Consider the following 17,737-nt stretch of genomic DNA (forward strand, 5'->3'; position numbering starts at 1 on the left):
AAATTAAAAAAGTTAAAAAATATGGATTATTTGAAATTTTTAATTTAAATTGTCATAATTATGACACCGTCTATATAAAAAATAATGATATTATATAAATAAAATTGTTATTTAAAACAGGAGAGGCTAGGGGAATTATGAAAAATAAGAGTAATGTATATTTAGTTTTAGGCATATTATGTGAAGGTTACTTTATAGGAACAATAATATTTGGAGGAAGAGTAACTTTTGCTGAGTTTTATCTGGCCCTTGGAGTATTATTAATAACACTAGGATTAATTAAACGTAAAAGTAAAAGTGAATATATTTTAATAAGACCAGGCAGGACTCGAACAGCAATAAAGATATGTTTTTTTATAGGACTAGCTTCCTTTGCAGTTATTGAAGCATGCATAATTCAATCAGCTATATCAAAGCATACAGATAAAAGTGATTACCTAGTGATTCTAGGGGCAGGAATTAGAGGAGAAGTTCCGTCAACGGCACTATATCAAAGGCTTTATGCTAGCCTAGAATATATTAAAATCAATCCTAAGGTTAAGATAGTAGTATCTGGGGGGAAGGGTTCAGGGGAAAGTATTACTGAAGCAGAAGCTATGGAAAGATTTTTAATAAAACATGGAGTAGCGGAGAAGCAGATAATAAAGGAGGAAAAATCAACCAGCACTTTAGAAAACATGAAATTCACAACAGATATTTTGCAAGCATTAGAGGAGAGTGAAAATATAGAAGTAACTATTGTAACAAATAATTTTCATATGTTTAGAGCTAAATTTTTAGCAAAAAGGCAGGGATTAAAGGTATATGGATATCCAGCTGCGCTTCATCCAATGCTAGTGCCTACTTGCTTTGTTCGTGAGTATTTAGCAGTGATAAATTCGTTTATATTTGATAGATAATTATTAATACAAAAGAATGTAGCTGTATTTGTTAAGCAAATATAGCTACATTCAAATAGAAAAAATTATTTCATAAGCCCTCTCATATATCTAGTAGAAGCAAAGCATTGCTCTCCATTTATCATATATATTATTCTTTCTTTTTTATCAATCCTATTTATCATATCTCTATTTACTATAAAAGAACGGTGACATCTATAAAATCTGTCATCTAATGTATTCTCAATATCCTTTAGGGTACCATAAAATTCAACCTGTTTATTTTGTGCGTGTATTCTAACCTTGTGTATTTGCTCTGAAGTTTCAAGAAATAATATATCTCTATATTTAATATTTAAAACGGAATCATCACAAGTTACAGTAAAGAATTTATCAGTATTATTATTTTTAGAGTAGTAAAGATTATTAGATTTTTGTATGCACTTGTTTACTCGTTCTTTAATGTTTTGATAATTATCTTTTAGAATATAATCCATAGCCTCTACTTTATATTCAAAGGTTAAAAAGCTCATTTCAGAATGAGTTGTTATGAATATTATAAAGCCATTAGGGTCTAATTCTCTTATTTTTTCAGCTAATTGTAAACCATTCATAGATGCATGTAAAGATACATCTAAAAAATATATTCCTATCATGTCTTTGTTGTTTTCCATATAATCTAATATTTCTTTTGGGTACTGTGATGCTATAGCAAGTTCCATATCAAAATCTTCCATAAGGATTGCATTTTCTACTATTTGGGTTATTTCTTCACGTTGATTTTTATTATCTTCACATATAACAACCTTTAACATAACATCGCCCCTTCTATAAAGTGAATTTTATCTTACTTTATATATGTAAGTTTTTATGCGTTGTAATTATAATTAGATATACTTTCATAAGTAGAGAAGTTCTCTTTTGAAATGTCTTTAAATTTAATTATTAATTCTTGTTTAAATATTTGATTTTCAATAGAGGTGTTTAGGAAAACATTAGTATATTTCTTATTTAATATTTCCTTAACATTCAGAAGACCTAAGCCTCTATTGCTTCCTCTTGTTGAAAAACCTTTTTCAAACATTTTATATATAGGTGGAGTATTAATCTCACAAGAGTTTATAATAACCACAGCTACAGAATTTTTTCTGTTTATAATACCAAATTTTATATTAGACTCATTGCAATTAATAGTTGATTCAATAGCATTATCAAATAAAATGCCTATAATTCTACAAAGGTCTATAATATCCATATCAATTCTTTCAATATCTTCAGCTATATCTATGAACACATCAATTTTCTTACTGAGAGCTTGTACAACTTTAGAAGATAGTAATCCTTTTAAACCTGTAACTTTTATATGCTGTAAAAGTCCAAGTTTAGTATTTTCACTTTGTGTATTTTTACTTAGGGGAATTATATTTTCAGTAAAATACTTTTCTAGTTCATTAATGTTTTTTTCGACAACATACCCATTTATAGTTGATATTATATTTACATAATCATGCTTAAACTTTCTCATTTCATTATTTATATATTCAAGATTATCTGTATATTCTTTTAGCTGCTTAAGATCTTCTTGCCTGTGCTTATATAAAATATCTTTTTTCACATAATTGCCATAAAAAATCGTTATGCTTATAGTAGATATAAAATAGATTGCAAATAGGAAAATATTCAAAATAACTACAAATTTGCTTGTGTTTACAAATCTATTTATCATTGCAAGAATATACAGTACTATACCGGCAGTAATTATATTAGTTAAAACTAAGATAGTTAGTTTTATGTTTGCATTATCCAAATATTCAAGAAAGTTTATCCGCTTAATAAGGGAGCCTATTAATTTACTTAATAAAAAACATACTGTGAAAACTGTTAAAAGTAAAATGGCATAAAGAATTTTATTCGTAAATAATTCTTTCGTTGATATTTTAAATAAACTTAAGAAGGAATATCCACATAGGAGATCAATAGTTAAAAACAATAATATAGATAATACTATATTTATTATATTAATTATTACTTTTCTATTTTTAAAAAACAAATATGCAAAATTTAATATAAAAATTAATGGTATACCTAAAGAGACATTTACTATAAGCGCTAATAATGTTATTAAGGAATTGATTATGCTTAATACTGCGAAATCTTTATAATTTAGTTTTACTGAATTTAAATTAAATGAAATAAATGTAAACATTAACCCAGAGGTTAATGAGTTAAACATTATATATACCATAAAAAATTCCCCTTTTATAGATAATTATAACACAAATTGTAAATTATAAAAATATTTAAAATTAAAAACATTGCGTTTATGACAGAAACTATACATTATGAGACTTTTGTATAGTTTTGTTTCAAAGTAGTGGTAGCATTAGCATGTAAGGTGCGTTAAGAAATAAATCAGAAGCAACTTGAGTATGAAAGGTGGGGTAGGGATGGAAATAATAATAAAAGATTTAAATAAGAGTATAGATGGCAAACAAATATTAAGTAATATTTGTTTGCATATAAAATCAGGAGAGGTATTTTCACTTGTTGGACCTAATGGAGCAGGAAAAACAACATTAATTAGAATATTATTAAATTTATACAAGAGTGATACTGGATTCGTTACAATAAATGGTGTAGATGTAAAAAGTAATGAATTTAATAAAGTAAAGGAAAATATAGGGTTCGTTCTAGATAATATAGGATTATTTAAAGATTTAACTGCAGAAGAAAATTTAGAATTCTTTTTTAGAATTTATAAAAGTAAAATAGACGCTAAAACAAGACAATCTGAAATCGACAAATTGTTAAAATTAGTAAAATTGCATGACGAAAAATCAAATAAAGTGATCTTTTTTTCTAGAGGGATGAAACAAAGACTTGCTATTGCAAGGAGTCTTATAAATGAGCCAAAACTTATTATTTTAGATGAACCGTTAAGAGGATTGGATTTAGATGGTATGTGGACAATTAGAAAAATTATACAAGAACTATCACAAAAAAACTGTACAGTTTTTATTAATTCACATAATCTAGATGAAGTGGAAAGATGTTCAAATCATGTTGCATTTATAAATCAAGGTAAAATTATTGAAGATGGAAATCTAGAACAATTACGAAGTAAATATCAAAAAGAAATTTATATTGTAAAAGTAAAAAAAATTGGAGCATGGATCGAAGAATTAAAAAATTTAGAGGAAGTAGATAATGTTATTGTTAGTGAAAATACTCTAAATATATTTCTTAAAAAAGATGATTTTGAGTTATTCGAATGGTTTTCTAAAAAGAATATAATTATATTAGAATTAAAAAAGGAAAATAAAAATTTAGAAAATATATATTTAGATATCATAGGAGAATAAACATGAAATCAAAAGTTTGGAATGTTTTTTTATGGAAGGAATTTTTAAATTACAAAAAAATCATTATCAATATGTGCATTTTTCTTGCAATTTCTTATTTTTTTATATTCAATAATAAGGATATTATAACTAATATCCATTTGATTTGTTGTAATATAGTAATTTTTTCTATGATGGCTTCAATGATAGACACATTTATGAATAATATTGACATGAATAACATGGAAATATATCTAGCAACTTCTTTGAGTTTAGAAGAAATTATATTTAGTAAAGCAATATGTATTTTTATTAAAATGGTTATACAATTCGTATTACTAATAGTTGGAATTTTGATAATAGTGCCCTTGGGTTTGAATTTCAATATAATAAGTTTTGTGACATTTATATTTTTGTTAATTTCATTAAAATATTTTATAATATTATTGGGAACCATAGCTACTATTTATTTAAAAAAATGTAAATCTTTAATTATTGTTCTACAAATGCTTATGTTTATTATAGTGAATATTACTTATATAGTAGATCATACTTTAAAATTTCAGTTAAGCATAATAATTATGGTAGGTTTGATTTCGCACTTGCTTACAAAAAAAATATTGCAAAATTGTGTTTATGAAAATATAGTTGAAAGGAGTATAAAACGATGAGTGCTATCTTATGGAGAAAAATAAAGATTATAACAACTAGCAAGTTAAAAGTATTTATTTTTTTTATAAATCCATTTATAATTCTACCTCTATTCTACTATCGACAAATAAACATAGAATCTATTGTGGTAATTTTCCCATATATATTTACTGGAATATGTACTATGTTATTTTTTTCTATGGAAGATTTAATATTTTCTGAGGTCATATTAGCTACGCCCATAACTCTTAAAAAAATTTGGGTAACAAATGCCTTATTTACATTAGTTGTAGCATTTGTTTATGCAGAAATTACATTAGCAATTTTTATTTTTACATTACATTCGTTGAATTTAATTCAAGGATTAAGCATATTAAGCATAATTTTAAATGTTTCAGGAATATTCTTTACGTTTGGAATGCTTTTGGCTTCAACTTTACATTTGTCAGATTACAGTAAAAGCAAACAATATTTCTCTTCAGTTTTTGCAGGAATTAATGTTTTAGTTGCTTTTGTTTTTATAATAAAAGGCGATATATTGAATGTTACATTTAATGTGCTTATAATAGTGCTTGTTGCAACTATATTACTAGTGACAATATCTTTTATGCTGTTTAAAAATGGGAATAAAGAAAGATTAATAATCAATACTCAAAGTTTCATAAATAATATTGATGTTGATGAAAATATAATAAGTGAGTGATGTAGATATGTTTAGTTTTAATAAGAGTATTAATTTGAAAAAAGAGTTTGTTTTAATATTAGATTTTTTTGAAAAAAATAACATGTCGTGTATATATTCTAGGGATTATATACACGACAAAAACGAGCTTTTCAATAAAAAATTCATAAATTTAAAATTAATGGACGGTTTTATCCGAAATTATGCAACTGATAAAAAGCACTTATAGAGGAGTTGAAAAAAATTAGAGCAATAAAAATACTGTTTTGGTGCATTAATATAGGATTAATAATTAATATTATGACTTTTCAAATTTTTGAAGAAGTATCAGAAAGGTTACTAATAATTTTATCCGCATTATATCTAATAAAATTATTTGTAAATATAATTTTCGGCAATAAAAAGAAGAGATAGGAAAATAATTTATTACGAAATCCCTATATTTAATATTAGGGATTTTTTAATTTGCATTATCCCTTATATAAATTTATCTAATATATGTATAATGCGATTAAAAAAATGTGAATTCAAACAGATATTTTGGAAAAATACAAGCAATTATAACTTGATTTTAAAACAAGATAACATGCATATGTATATGAATATTTATACGACTATATTCATCAGAGGCTAATTTAAAAGCTATTATATTATTCTTCAAACAACGTATTTAAGCTTTATGAATTGTAATATGTTTAGAATATACTAAAATGAACTATTGACTTATGCATTAAGATGCAATACAATGTATAAAAGTATATGGTTTACTTTAGAAATTTAGGGGGTAATATAAATGTCAAACACACAATTATTTCAATCAAAAAAAGAATTAGTAGGTTTTATTTCGGAGTATCTCATTAAACATGATGACACAATAGCAATCATAAAGAAAGATTTAAGAAAAGATGTAATTAAGTCTTTACTTATAAATGAAGATTTTAATATCTTTAAAGATCTTTCTGATTCAGAGGAAAATGTATTATTTCTAATTAAGACAGGTGATAAACAAGGAAAGAATTTAAGCCTTAAAATCTGCGATGCACATAATCAAAACACTAAAGCTTTTAAGATGGTGGATATCGATAATATATTACTTGTTGATAATTTGATTACTAGTGACGAAGCTAGAAGTATTACTTACTATAAAGAAATTACAAGAATGAAATTACAATGAAGTTATCTTCCGTCAATGAAATCTATTTGAGATTTCCTATTATCTTAATTCATTCCAAATACATACTCTATTTATAAAGTAACCAACTTATTTAGTTCATAGTAAGCTGGTTATTTTTATGGTTTCAAAGTTTATAAATTCATATATTCTTCTTTTGTGTAGAATACCTTTGACTTTAAATATCTAGGTATATTTTGTTCTTCTCCATTTATAGTTATATTGGCATATTTATTGGCTATTTCCAAAGTATAGACATTGTCATCATAAGAAAGAGATGCTATGCACCTTAATCTTATTTTTAAACCTTCAGTAATAGCTGAAATTCTGAATAAACTTAGGAACCTTTTACATCTGCTTTTAAATGCAAATTCTGGGTCTAAATCTTCTAATTTCTCATTGTCAAAAATAAAATCTATTTGAAACCATCCATCCACCACAGAAATATCTGTTTTACAAAATTCATTTACATATTGTCTATTTTGGTTTGCTCTTGATATTCTTGAAAATTCCTCTATTTCATCTATAAAAATAAGGAAATCTGAAAAATCAGTTAAATTTTCAATTTGATATTTAGCACTTACTCCCCTAAAAAATATACCCAAAGACAATGCAAAGTATGGTCTCTATAAAAAGAATCTGATGCAAATATAAGCTCTTCAAACTTTACATACTCATCAAAATAATCGAATAAATCATCATAGCCTCTTTTATCATAATCAACATAACTCATAGCCGCTTCAAAAAGGTTCTTCCACAATGCCTTTGCAGTTTCAATTTTGTCATGCATTTCGGAAGAGAATGCTAGAAAGAAAATAAATACACATAGAATAAAATGGTATAATTAGAATTATAAATATAAAACTAGGAGATTTAATATGAACAAAATTTTAATAATAGAAGATGATTTGAAACTTAAAAAGTATATGCAAGAATATTTAAATGCCTATGAATATGACACCATTCTCTTAAATGACTTCGGGAATGTATTAGAAGATGTACAGAGCATAGACCCTAATCTTATAATATTAGATATTAACCTTCCAACCTTTGATGGTTTTTATTTTTTAAAAATAATTAGAAATAAATCCAAGGTTCCAGTAATTATTGTTTCAGCTAGAAGCGAGGAGGGGGAACAAATTAGAGGAATGGAGCTAGGGGCAGATGATTATGTAACAAAGCCTTTTAGTATGGGGATATTACTGGCAAAGGTAAATGCTGTGCTGAGAAGAACAAATAATGTAGTTGCTACTGAAGAATTTAATGTTGGCGGACTAACTTTGAATAGTGATAGTATGAGGTTAATGTTTGAAGAAAAGATAGTAGAGCTTAGTAAAAATGAATACAAGCTACTAAAGTTATTTATGAGTAATGATGGAAAGGTTATAACCAGAGAAGAATTACTGGAAACATTATGGGATGACACGGCTTTTATTGATGACAATACCTTAACGGTGAATATAACTAGGGTTAAAAAGAAACTTAAAGATTTGAAAGCTGAAAATTCAATTGTAACAAAACGAGGAGTGGGATATGTGTTTAACTAAATTAGTGTTAATGGTTTTGAAAAAAGAAAAAATTTCCATAATAATATATTTACTAAATGCGGGAGTTTTAGTGAGCTTTTATTATTTAATATTTAATAGTAGAGAAATTATATATCCTATAACTGTAAGTCTATTTTTCTTAATTATTTTTATTATTTATAAAACTATTGAGTATAACAATTTCTATATAAGCCTTGATGAAGCTAAAAAAAGTCCCAATTATAAGGGGAAATCTGATAGTAATAAAGAAGTTTTTGAAGCTATTAATGAAATACATGATAGCTATATAAACAAGTTTTATAAGATGCAAAATAGGATAAAGGAAAGAGATACCCTTATGGCTCAATGGGTGCATAATATGAAAACATCTATAACAGTTATAGATTTGGCTTGTGAAAAAGGGTTAAAAGAGTTAGGTAGTAGCAATGTTATTGATGACATAATAGAAGAGAATAAGAAGCTGGAGGATAACTTGGAAGAAACTCTTAATTTGTTTAGATTAGATGAATTTGCAAAAGATTATATTCCAGAGAAAATTAATCTAAGGGATCTGGTAAATACTGCTGTTAATAATAAAAAAAGAGAATTTATATATAGTAAGGTATACCCTAAGGTTATTATAGATGAAAAATATAATATATACACAGATAAAAAGTGGTCAAAATATATGTTAGAGCAGATAATAGCTAATGCAATAAAGTATTCAGAAAAAGAAAATAGCTACGTTACATTTAGTTTAAAACAGGAGGGTAATTACATAACATTATGTGTAGAAGACAAAGGTATAGGTATAAGGAAGGAAGATATATCGCGAGTATTTCAGGCTTTTTTTACTGGGAGTAATGGTAGAAATAATAAGAAGTCATCAGGAATTGGGCTATATATGGTTAAGCTGGTGGCTGATGAATTAGGTCATGAAATTCATATAAAGTCTAAGGTAGGAGAAGGAACTATAGTAGAAATCAGCTACCTTTCAAAATTGTAAGGTTAAGTAATGTTTTTCAATTAGAGAATTGGGACATTAGATTTATACTTAAGCTACAATAAAGGAGTGGATTTATATGGAAATATTACAAATTAAAAAACTTACTAAAGTTTATAATGCGTTTAAAGACGCAAAGGAAGTTATAGCACTTAATGAGGTAAGTTTTAATGTGGATAAGGGTGAGTTTATAGGGATAATGGGACCTAGTGGAAGTGGAAAAACTACACTATTAAATATATTATCGGGTATAGATAAAGCTACCTCAGGAGAAGTTCATATTAATGGACAGGATATTATTAAAATGAAAAAGGATGAGCTAGCTTTATTTAGAAGAAGAAAGGTAGGCTTTATATTTCAAGATTTTAATCTTTTAGATAGCTTAAGTGTTAAAGAGAATATAGCGTTTCCACTAATAATAGATAGAGTTAATCCAAGAGAAATAGACCGAAAAGCTAAAGATATTATGAAGTACTTAGGGATAGAAGAGTTGCAGAAAAAGTACCCTTATAATATATCAGGTGGAGAAAAACAAAGAACAGCGGCTGCTAGAGCACTCATATGTGAACCTTCAGTTATATTTGCTGATGAACCAACAGGTAATTTGGATTCAAAGTCTTCAAAAAGTATAATGACAACTTTTAAGAATATGAATGAGGAGAAAAGCGCTACAGTAATTATGGTAACTCATGATGCCTTTGCAGCATCTTTCTGTAAAAGAATAATTTTCATAAAGGATGGGGCTATAAGATTAGAAATAACATCAGATGGTGATAGAAACAAATTCTTTGATAAAATTCTAGAAGCACAAAGTGTTATAGGAGGGGAGAAATAATGACTTTTTCTTCTATAATCATAAAGAACATTAAGTTTAATTTTAAGAAATATATAGCTTATTTTATAGCTAATAGTTTTATTATTGCTGTTCTACTAATGTATGGTAGTCTAGTGTTTAGTAAGGAATTTATAGAAGGTTCTAATGCGAATAGTTTAACGGATAACGTAAATGCTACGTTGGTGCTCATGATTGCATTTTCAATTGTCTTTATTTCTTATACAACTATATCCTTTATAAGGTATAGGGGAAAAGAATTTGGAGTATATCTGACTTTAGGGGTTACTACTAGGGATTTAAGGAAGATATTATTTATTGAAAATATTCTAATACTGTTTGCGTCGCTGGTAACAGGTATGATAGTTGGAACCTTGTTTTCTAGGCTATTTTATATGATAATAGGTAAAATACTTTGGATTGACAATTTTAAACCTAGCCTAAATATAAAGACTTACATTATGTGTTTAGTTATAGCGTTAATTATTTTCTTGATAAATTCAATATTTCAACTGATATTTGTAGGAAGGCTATCAATAATAGAACTTATAAAATCCTCTTCTAAAGCAGGGATAGGTAAGGGTAAATATATAATTGGGGGAGTAGCTTCAATAGCGTTAATAACGGTATTGATTCTTTTTCCTAAAGTAATGAGGCGTGAAATATTTAAAGAAAGTGAAAGAGCAATGCTCATAATTATTATAACAACAATAATAGCACCTTATTTTATAATAGGATCACTAATATCTATGGTAAATAGAGTGCTTATGAATTTTAAAAAGACATACAATAATAATCTTTTAGTATTATCTAGTGTGCAGCATAAGTTTACATCTTATAAAAGTGTTATTTACTTAGTTTTCATATTGGCAGCAGCAGCTATTACTTTAATAAGCATGACATATAGTATATATGCCACAATAGATACAAACATAAACGCTAGGTATCCTTATGATATTAGATTTATGGAAAATACTGTGCTTAACAAAATATCAGACAAGGAGCTTAAAAACATAGTAAAAGCCAGTGGTGGAGAAATAAAGCAGCATAAACTTTTAGAAAGCATAGATCTTATGGAATACAGAGTTTATGAAGGCAGGGTTACGGAAAACGGAAATATTGCTGTCATAAGCCAGAAAAATTACAATAAGCATATGGGTACAAATTTGGTTGTAAATACTGGCGAACTAGTGCAGGTACGTAACTCTGCTACAGATAGTAAATATGAAGATAGTGACGTAATTATTAATTTCAATGATTTATCTAAACAAAAGGAACAAATTGCTAAGTTTGAAAAAGATAAGAATATAAGTAAAGAGGCTTTTTTAGCTAATATGGATAAGGATAGCTATATATATGTTGAAAAAAATAAAATGAAATACACAAAAGGCAAATTTACTAACGATTCTTACTCATTAGCCTATTCAATGGGAACAGCTCTTATAATTAATGATGAAGATTATAAAAAAGTAAAAGAAAAGTTAGGACCAAAGGTTGTTTCGTGCGACCATTTGATTAATTTAAAAGACCCTAAAGATTATAAAAGTTTTAATAGTATTTCAAGTGAACTAAAGAGAGTGAATCACGGAGATGAATCTTTAAAACCGGAATTTAAACAGCAAATTTTAGAAGAAAATATAAGAGAAAATGGTTTTATGCTTTTCTCAAGTTTATTTTTAGGAATGATGCTGTTAATATCCAGTGGAGTTGTATTATATTTTAAGGTGTTAACTGGTGTTGATGAAGAAAAGGAAAGAGTGAAAAAACTGGTTCAATTGGGCATGACAGATAGTGAGATATCAAAGGTTTTAGCAAAAGAACTTGCAATAATATTTTTTACTCCAGTAGTTTTGGCTGTTAGTTTAATAGCATATTTTTTATCAATAGCATTTGGAGTTGCAGCAAATGGGGAGTATATGTTTAATAAATCACTTTGCGTTTTTGCAGCTTATATAGTTTTACAAATGGTAGCTTTCTTTATTACAAGGGGGAGGTACATTAGGGAAGTAGTTGGATAGTATTGTTTTTATGATTTGTTTTCAGCACTTTTTTATAGTCATTCCACCTTTGATTTTTCTGAATAAAACAACAATTCCTCAATTGCATTTATAGTTTGCCGTGTAACTTGTAAATCTTATGCTATTTTAACTTGTATTATAAAGGAAATATAACTGAGTGTAAAGGTATGTTTACACTAGATATAATATACTTATTACTTTGAGTTATTTTAAACCGCGTATGTTGTTTCAATATAGAATTATGGTTATAATAAAGAATATAGGAAGTAAAGATTATATGTACGTGTAGTGAAGAGTGAGGTGAAAGAAAAAGTGGAAACCGAAAATATAAGGAATTTTATAAATAGTTCATCGCTTGGTGTTTATGAAAAATACATTATAATTAGAGGAAATCATAAGTATTTGGTGAAGTCAGGAAGAGGTAGCACAGAAAAAGAAAGTTCAATATTGGAACCAGTAACAGAATGTATTTGCTATGAATTGGCAAAATTAATGGGGATAGATTGTGCAGAATATACATTAGAAAAAAGAAATGGTAGATTGGTTTCAGTTTCTAAATGGTTTTACAATGAAGAAGAAGAACGATTTTATAGTGCCAACAGACTGATGAGAATACTTGGTATAGCTAGAGAAAATTTATATAATAAATTAGTTGAAACTTTTCCTGAAATAAAGATAAATTTAAATAATATGATTATTTTTGATTATATTGTAAATAATACAGACAGGCATTTGAAAAATTTTGCTTTTCTTGAAAAGGATGATAAATTAAGATTTGCACCTATTTATGACAATGGATTATCTTTAGGTTCACATTTAGATGAAGAGGATTTAATAAATGAAGGCATGGATGATTTATTATTAGACGCGGACTATGCTAAATGTTTTGAAAGTAGCAATAAAAAACAATTAAGACTAGTAGATAAACATAGTTTAAATATTGATATTGATTTTGAGCAAATAATAGATAAGTACAAAGAGCATTTTAGTGGAAAAAGAGTGGATTTTATTTTGCAATTGTTGAGAGAAAGAATAAAGGAGGTTAAAAGATGCTTCCCAAATCAGTAATTGAAACAGTAGAGCTTATGAATAAAGATTATTTTTTAGGACAATTGTCCTATGATATAGTGTCAGAAGAATATAGTTTTAAGCGAAATAAAGAAATTAATGATTTAAAGTTATATCCAGCAGAATTTTATGGATTGTTTGAGTTTAAAGAAATAAAAGTACAAAGTGATGTTATTAGAGAATTTATAGTTAATAGGATAATACCATATAATCGGATGAATTTGAGTAAATATCTTAAATATTATGATATGGAATTTTGGGATGAATGGGAATTGTTTTTAAAAGCAAAGGGAATGTGTTTTTTGGATACTTTTTGGGTAAGAAGAAATAGTAAAGAAACTTATATAAAATGTCATATTAAATTTACTAACTCTGTTAGGGATGATTTATTAACAGAAGAATATTTTTTAAAAAATTAAGGTGGGTTCATATTTTTATATAGGGATATCATGGTTCAAGTGGATTTAGATTTAAATCTACTTGTGCTTTTTATTTCTCATGATGATATTGTGTTTTGGCTTGAGGATAGAGTTGTCCCAAAAGAGAGAGCCAATATTGATGAGATATTAAAAGCCATGGGATTAATTGATTATGATTTTTGGCAGTTATGCAGAAAAACTAGAGCGATGTGATTAGAAGATTATTTTTGGTTAAGTAAAGGGGAAAAATATGAAGAGGTTCATTTAAGATATTTAGCAGAACATAATAGAATAAATTAAACTCCAATACCTTTTGAAGCAAAAGCATATCCAAGTGAGTTTAAAATTTTAGATAATAATAAAGTTATTAGGAATATTACTTATGGGATTATATAAGGAAAAGATAAATATAAAAATGCTTTGTTATTAAATAATCATTTTATAACAAAGCATTTTTTATGTTAGTTCATAGTGCTCAAGTTTGATATATACCTGTTTATGGGCTTTCAGTATAATTACATTAATGTTAAAATTTTATTGCGCATTAAAACTATAACTGCGATAAAGTTAACATAAAGATTTTTTTTATAAAAGAAGTTTATAAATTTATGCGCTAGATATTGAAAGGAGAATGAAATATGGACAACAATGCACTAAAAATGAGGAATTTTTTAGAATTAAGTGGTAATTTAGTTTATTTAAAAAAACAAGGTAAAGAACATATTGAAAAATATTGGGAAATGTTTGAAGAGTCTAGCGTTGAGGTAACGGTTTTTACTGGAACACAACAAGTGTTTAGTAAATCAAATCTTGAAAATTTTGTGGAAAATATATCGTCTGATAATAGTAGGGTTGATTTTTTAATTTTTTCGAAAGAAACAAATAAAATGGTTGGTGAAGTTGTTATTAATGATATTTATAGAAATAATAGAAGTGGTAGCATGCGAATTTTGATCAATAGAAAAGAAGACTTTAACAAAGGATACGGTAGTGAAGCCTTAATTTTAGCTTTACATTATGGATTTGGAATGTTTAATTTACACAGAATAGAATTAGAAGTATATGATTATAATGAACGTGGCATTCATGTATATGAAAAAACAGGATTTAAAAAAGAAGGAATCAAAAGAGACGGATGGTTTTTCAACCACAAGTATTATGATGTAATGACCATGAGTATTTTGGAGGATGAATTTAGGTGGAAATATATTAGTAGTCAGGATTCATTAAGGGAATTTCTATAAAAAAATAGCTAATTAATTATAAAAATCATACTTCATTTTTAAATAATTAATTAGGCTCTTCATATAAAAAAGTATCTTTTCTTAAGATACTTTTTTATATTGATTTCAACAAGTCACCATTGAGATATACAATTGCAATTAAATTATATTTACAATAAAACACCAATAAAATACTTGAGTAGCAAGCTATATATGATTTTGTTCTATAAGTATGCACAAATTTAATATATAGAATTTGTGCATACTTATAGAAAATTCAAAATCCATAGACTTAAAGCAAGGAATAAATTATTATATAAGTGATTAAGCATCAGAAAAAATAACAAGTCAATCATGCCGCAGATATTTTTTGAAGATGACTTAAGCTATTAAAATATGATTTTATAGGAAAGAAGGTATGCAGGATGTTTGGAAAAATTAAAAGTTTTGAACGTTTAGGAAATAAAATAAAAATAAGTTTTGAAAAGAGAATAGGAGAAATAGAAGTAATATCTCCCTATATAATAAATATATTTGCAGCTTTTAAAAGAGAGGAACATTTTTCAAGAGCTATTGAAGGTGAGAAAACTCAAAGTTGTGATATAAAAGTAATTGGGTATGAGGATAGAATAGAAATTCATACAGAAGCTGTAAAGGTTTTAGTATATGATAACTTTAAAGTAGATTTTTTTGATGTAAACGGTATAGCACTTTGTGAAGACTATAGAGGTAGCAGAGAACCCTTCATAAGGCGGGGTAATGGTAGTATTGCTGAGGGAGAAGGACATAAAACAGAAAACAATTACGATTTACATAAAATCGAAGTGATTAAGACTATGAAGGGAAATGAGTACTTTTATGGTTTTGGAGATAAAACAGGACCTTTAAATAAAAAGGGCTATCAATATGAAATGTGGAATACTGATGATCCATCACCACATGTAGAAAGTCATAAAGCTCTTTATAAATCTATACCTTTCTTCATTACTCTAAAAGAGAAACAAGCTTTTGGAATATTTTTTGATAATACTTTTAAATCTAACTTTGATATGGGTAAGGAAAATTCTAACTACTATTACTTTGGTGCAAACGATGGCAATCTAGATTATTATTTTATAGCAGGACCAAAGATTACAGATATACTAGATAGATATACTTATCTTACAGGCAAGACACCACTGCCACAAAAATGGACTTTAGGTTATCAACAGTGTAGATGGAGTTATGCATCAGAAAGTAGAGTGATGGAGATTGCAGAAAACTTTAGAAAAAAAGATATACCTTGTGATGTACTATATCTAGATATTGATTATATGGATGGGTATAGAGTATTTACCTGGGATAAAGAGAAGTTTGAAGAGCCTAAATTAATGATAAAAAAACTTAAAGAAATGGGATTTAAACTTGTTACAATAATTGATCCTGGTGTTAAAAAAGATAAGGGCTACAGTATATATGATCAAGGTATTAAAAATAATTATTTTGCTACAGATAAGGATGGAAATCCCTATGTAAATGAAGTATGGCCAGGAGATTCACTATATCCGGATTTTTCAAAACCAGAAGTTCGCCAGTGGTGGAGTGAAAATCAAAAAATCATGATGGATGCTGGAGTAGAAGGTATATGGAATGATATGAATGAACCTGCTAGTTTTAGAGGACCACTGCCAGATGATGTTATGTTTGATAATGATGGTAGACTTAGCGACCATACAGAAATTCATAATGTGTACGGACATCTTATGTCAAAGGCTACATTTAAAGGGATAAAAAAACACACAGGAAAAAGACCTTTTGTTGTAACAAGAGCTTGTTATGCAGGTACTCAAAAGTATTCTACTGCTTGGACAGGTGACAATCAAAGTTTTTGGGAGCACCTTAGAATGTCTCTTCCTATGCTTATGAATCTAGGGATTAGTGGGATTACGTTTTGTGGCACTGATGTAGGCGGGTTTAGTTCTGACTGCACAGCAGAACTTCTATCAAGATGGGTGCAGGTAGGGTGCTTTACCCCATTGTTTAGAAATCATTCAGCAATTCATACAAGAGATCAGGAACCATGGGCTTTTGATAAAACAACTGAGGATATAAATAGAAAATATATAAAATTAAGATATAAGCTACTTCCATATCTTTATGATTTGATGTGGACTTCAGAGAATACAGGGCTTCCAGTAATGAGGGCTTTAATGTTACATTATCAGCAGGATGAAAAAACTTATGAAATAAATGATGAGTTTATGTTTGGTGAGAATATTCTTGTGGCACCGGTTTTAGAGCAAGGTCAAAAAGCAAGAACTGTATATTTACCACAAGGAACTTGGATAGATTACTGGACAAAAGAAGTTATAGAAGGAGAAAAATATATACTTCGCGAAACTCCTCTTGACGTATGTCCAATATATATTAAGGCTGGTAGCATAATTCCGAGTTATGAGCCACAAAGTTATGTAGGTGAGGCTCAGAATAAAAACCTTATACTTGATGTGTATTTAGGTAAAGGGAAATATGTTCATTATGGAGATGATGGTGAAAGTTTTAAATATAAGGATGGAGAATATAATTTATATGAATTTACTATGGAAGAGTCACAGAAAGCGGTAATTATAAATATAGACAATGTTCATAATAATTATAAAACAACTTATGAAAGCTTTACATTTAATATTAACAATTTTATTGCTAGAGAAATATTAGTAGATGGAAAAGCAATTGATTTTAACATTAATAAGGATGAGTTTGAAAAAACCACATTTGTAATTTCAGCTAAAAACTCAAAGATATCCATAAGATAATAAGGCATAAGCAAATAGTAAAAACCCCAAGCAACCTTGGGGTTTTTACTATTTGAAAGAGCTTTTAGAGAATATGAGCTAGTATAACTGAGTGAACTTAGAAAATGAAGTTTATTTGTTAGGAGAATAA

General features: G+C 27.4%; 18 protein-coding genes. 14 read left to right on the top strand and 4 right to left on the bottom strand.

Annotation, left to right across the window (positions count from 1 at the left end; all coding sequences use genetic code 11):
* Nucleotides 1-137: 137 nt before the first annotated feature.
* Complete coding sequence (locus ACREV6_RS10350) at nt 138-899, top strand: YdcF family protein (RefSeq protein WP_431577932.1); 762 nt, start codon at nt 138-140, stop codon at nt 897-899.
* A gap of 65 nt (nt 900-964) precedes the next feature.
* Here the strand turns inward: ACREV6_RS10350 and ACREV6_RS10355 are convergent, their stop codons facing one another.
* Both ACREV6_RS10355 and ACREV6_RS10360 read right to left on the bottom strand, forming a co-directional pair.
* Nucleotides 965-1,693, bottom strand: a complete 729-nt coding sequence (locus ACREV6_RS10355; protein WP_431577933.1) for a LytR/AlgR family response regulator transcription factor — start codon at nt 1,691-1,693, stop codon at nt 965-967.
* A gap of 53 nt (nt 1,694-1,746) precedes the next feature.
* Nucleotides 1,747-3,123 (bottom strand): sensor histidine kinase, encoded by a 1,377-nt coding sequence (locus ACREV6_RS10360; protein WP_431577934.1) that lies wholly within the window; start codon nt 3,121-3,123, stop codon nt 1,747-1,749.
* A gap of 202 nt (nt 3,124-3,325) precedes the next feature.
* Here ACREV6_RS10360 and ACREV6_RS10365 point away from each other — a divergent pair, with 202 nt between their 5' ends.
* From ACREV6_RS10365 to ACREV6_RS10380, 4 genes are all read left to right on the top strand, one after another.
* Entirely contained in the window at nt 3,326-4,240 is a 915-nt protein-coding gene (locus tag ACREV6_RS10365; RefSeq protein WP_431577935.1) for an ABC transporter ATP-binding protein, read from the top strand.
* 2 nt (nt 4,241-4,242) lie between these two features.
* The gene (locus ACREV6_RS10370) at nt 4,243-4,890 is read left to right on the top strand and encodes a hypothetical protein (RefSeq protein WP_431577936.1); all 648 of its coding nucleotides are present in this window, start codon (nt 4,243-4,245) and stop codon (nt 4,888-4,890) included.
* Complete coding sequence (locus ACREV6_RS10375) at nt 4,887-5,573, top strand: hypothetical protein (RefSeq protein WP_431577937.1); 687 nt, start codon at nt 4,887-4,889, stop codon at nt 5,571-5,573. The genes ACREV6_RS10370 and ACREV6_RS10375 overlap by 4 nt, the downstream gene beginning before the upstream one ends.
* A 772-nt stretch (nt 5,574-6,345) precedes the next feature.
* Entirely contained in the window at nt 6,346-6,726 is a 381-nt protein-coding gene (locus ACREV6_RS10380; protein ID WP_431577938.1) for a hypothetical protein, read from the top strand.
* Nucleotides 6,727-6,857: 131 nt separating this feature from the next.
* Here ACREV6_RS10380 and ACREV6_RS10385 read toward each other — a convergent pair whose 3' ends face one another.
* Together ACREV6_RS10385 and ACREV6_RS10390 are read right to left on the bottom strand one after the other, a co-directional pair.
* Complete coding sequence (locus ACREV6_RS10385; RefSeq protein WP_431577939.1) at nt 6,858-7,328, bottom strand: hypothetical protein; 471 nt, start codon at nt 7,326-7,328, stop codon at nt 6,858-6,860.
* Nucleotides 7,304-7,513 carry a hypothetical protein gene (locus ACREV6_RS10390; protein WP_431577940.1) on the bottom strand — a complete coding sequence of 70 codons (210 nt, stop codon included), beginning with the start codon at nt 7,511-7,513 and terminating at the stop codon, nt 7,304-7,306. Before ACREV6_RS10390 ends, ACREV6_RS10385 begins: the two co-directional genes overlap by 25 nt.
* A gap of 88 nt (nt 7,514-7,601) precedes the next feature.
* On the opposite strand from ACREV6_RS10390, the gene ACREV6_RS10395 reads away from it, so the two are divergent.
* From ACREV6_RS10395 to ACREV6_RS10435, 9 genes are all read left to right on the top strand, one after another.
* Entirely contained in the window at nt 7,602-8,270 is a 669-nt protein-coding gene (locus tag ACREV6_RS10395; protein ID WP_431577941.1) for a response regulator transcription factor, read from the top strand.
* A complete protein-coding gene (locus ACREV6_RS10400; protein WP_431577942.1) occupies nt 8,257-9,255 on the top strand; it encodes a sensor histidine kinase in 999 nt (332 codons plus the stop codon). Before ACREV6_RS10395 ends, ACREV6_RS10400 begins: the two co-directional genes overlap by 14 nt.
* Nucleotides 9,256-9,331: 76 nt before the next feature.
* A complete protein-coding gene (locus ACREV6_RS10405; protein ID WP_431577943.1) occupies nt 9,332-10,087 on the top strand; it encodes an ABC transporter ATP-binding protein in 756 nt (251 codons plus the stop codon).
* A complete protein-coding gene (locus ACREV6_RS10410) occupies nt 10,087-12,102 on the top strand; it encodes an FtsX-like permease family protein (protein ID WP_431577944.1) in 2,016 nt (671 codons plus the stop codon). Before ACREV6_RS10405 ends, ACREV6_RS10410 begins: the two co-directional genes overlap by 1 nt.
* A gap of 312 nt (nt 12,103-12,414) precedes the next feature.
* Entirely contained in the window at nt 12,415-13,170 is a 756-nt protein-coding gene (locus ACREV6_RS10415; RefSeq protein ID WP_431577945.1) for a HipA domain-containing protein, read from the top strand.
* Complete coding sequence (locus tag ACREV6_RS10420; protein WP_431577946.1) at nt 13,152-13,589, top strand: hypothetical protein; 438 nt, start codon at nt 13,152-13,154, stop codon at nt 13,587-13,589. Before ACREV6_RS10415 ends, ACREV6_RS10420 begins: the two co-directional genes overlap by 19 nt.
* A gap of 30 nt (nt 13,590-13,619) precedes the next feature.
* Nucleotides 13,620-13,802: a hypothetical protein gene (locus tag ACREV6_RS10425; RefSeq protein ID WP_431577947.1), complete on the top strand. Its 183-nt coding sequence runs from the start codon at nt 13,620-13,622 to the stop codon at nt 13,800-13,802.
* 425 nt (nt 13,803-14,227) lie between these two features.
* Complete coding sequence (locus ACREV6_RS10430) at nt 14,228-14,833, top strand: GNAT family N-acetyltransferase (RefSeq protein ID WP_431577948.1); 606 nt, start codon at nt 14,228-14,230, stop codon at nt 14,831-14,833.
* A gap of 404 nt (nt 14,834-15,237) precedes the next feature.
* On the top strand, nt 15,238-17,607 hold the full coding sequence (locus ACREV6_RS10435) for a glycoside hydrolase family 31 protein (RefSeq protein WP_431577949.1): 2,370 nt from the start codon (nt 15,238-15,240) through the stop codon (nt 17,605-17,607).
* Nucleotides 17,608-17,737: the final 130 nt, after the last annotated feature.

This window comes from Clostridium sp., assembly GCF_050717515.1.
In the GTDB taxonomy this organism is placed as follows: domain Bacteria; phylum Bacillota; class Clostridia; order Clostridiales; family Clostridiaceae; genus Clostridium_AD.

Excerpts from the sequence above, each read along its gene's own strand:
- ACREV6_RS10425 (WP_431577947.1), top strand. The coding sequence starts at position 13,620 with ATGGTTCAAGTGGATTTAGATTTAAATCTACTTGTGCTTTTTATTTCT.
- ACREV6_RS10365 (WP_431577935.1), top strand. The coding sequence starts at position 3,326 with ATGGAAATAATAATAAAAGATTTAAATAAGAGTATAGATGGCAAACAA.
- ACREV6_RS10430 (WP_431577948.1), top strand. The coding sequence starts at position 14,228 with ATGGACAACAATGCACTAAAAATGAGGAATTTTTTAGAATTAAGTGGT.
- ACREV6_RS10350 (WP_431577932.1), top strand. The coding sequence starts at position 138 with ATGAAAAATAAGAGTAATGTATATTTAGTTTTAGGCATATTATGTGAA.
- ACREV6_RS10360 (WP_431577934.1), bottom strand. The coding sequence starts at position 3,123 with ATGGTATATATAATGTTTAACTCATTAACCTCTGGGTTAATGTTTACA.
- ACREV6_RS10400 (WP_431577942.1), top strand. The coding sequence starts at position 8,257 with ATGTGTTTAACTAAATTAGTGTTAATGGTTTTGAAAAAAGAAAAAATT.
- ACREV6_RS10375 (WP_431577937.1), top strand. The coding sequence starts at position 4,887 with ATGAGTGCTATCTTATGGAGAAAAATAAAGATTATAACAACTAGCAAG.
- ACREV6_RS10405 (WP_431577943.1), top strand. The coding sequence starts at position 9,332 with ATGGAAATATTACAAATTAAAAAACTTACTAAAGTTTATAATGCGTTT.
- ACREV6_RS10380 (WP_431577938.1), top strand. The coding sequence starts at position 6,346 with ATGTCAAACACACAATTATTTCAATCAAAAAAAGAATTAGTAGGTTTT.
- ACREV6_RS10370 (WP_431577936.1), top strand. The coding sequence starts at position 4,243 with ATGAAATCAAAAGTTTGGAATGTTTTTTTATGGAAGGAATTTTTAAAT.
- ACREV6_RS10420 (WP_431577946.1), top strand. The coding sequence starts at position 13,152 with ATGCTTCCCAAATCAGTAATTGAAACAGTAGAGCTTATGAATAAAGAT.
- ACREV6_RS10435 (WP_431577949.1), top strand. The coding sequence starts at position 15,238 with ATGTTTGGAAAAATTAAAAGTTTTGAACGTTTAGGAAATAAAATAAAA.
- ACREV6_RS10410 (WP_431577944.1), top strand. The coding sequence starts at position 10,087 with ATGACTTTTTCTTCTATAATCATAAAGAACATTAAGTTTAATTTTAAG.
- ACREV6_RS10395 (WP_431577941.1), top strand. The coding sequence starts at position 7,602 with ATGAACAAAATTTTAATAATAGAAGATGATTTGAAACTTAAAAAGTAT.
- ACREV6_RS10390 (WP_431577940.1), bottom strand. The coding sequence starts at position 7,513 with ATGCATGACAAAATTGAAACTGCAAAGGCATTGTGGAAGAACCTTTTT.
- ACREV6_RS10355 (WP_431577933.1), bottom strand. The coding sequence starts at position 1,693 with ATGTTAAAGGTTGTTATATGTGAAGATAATAAAAATCAACGTGAAGAA.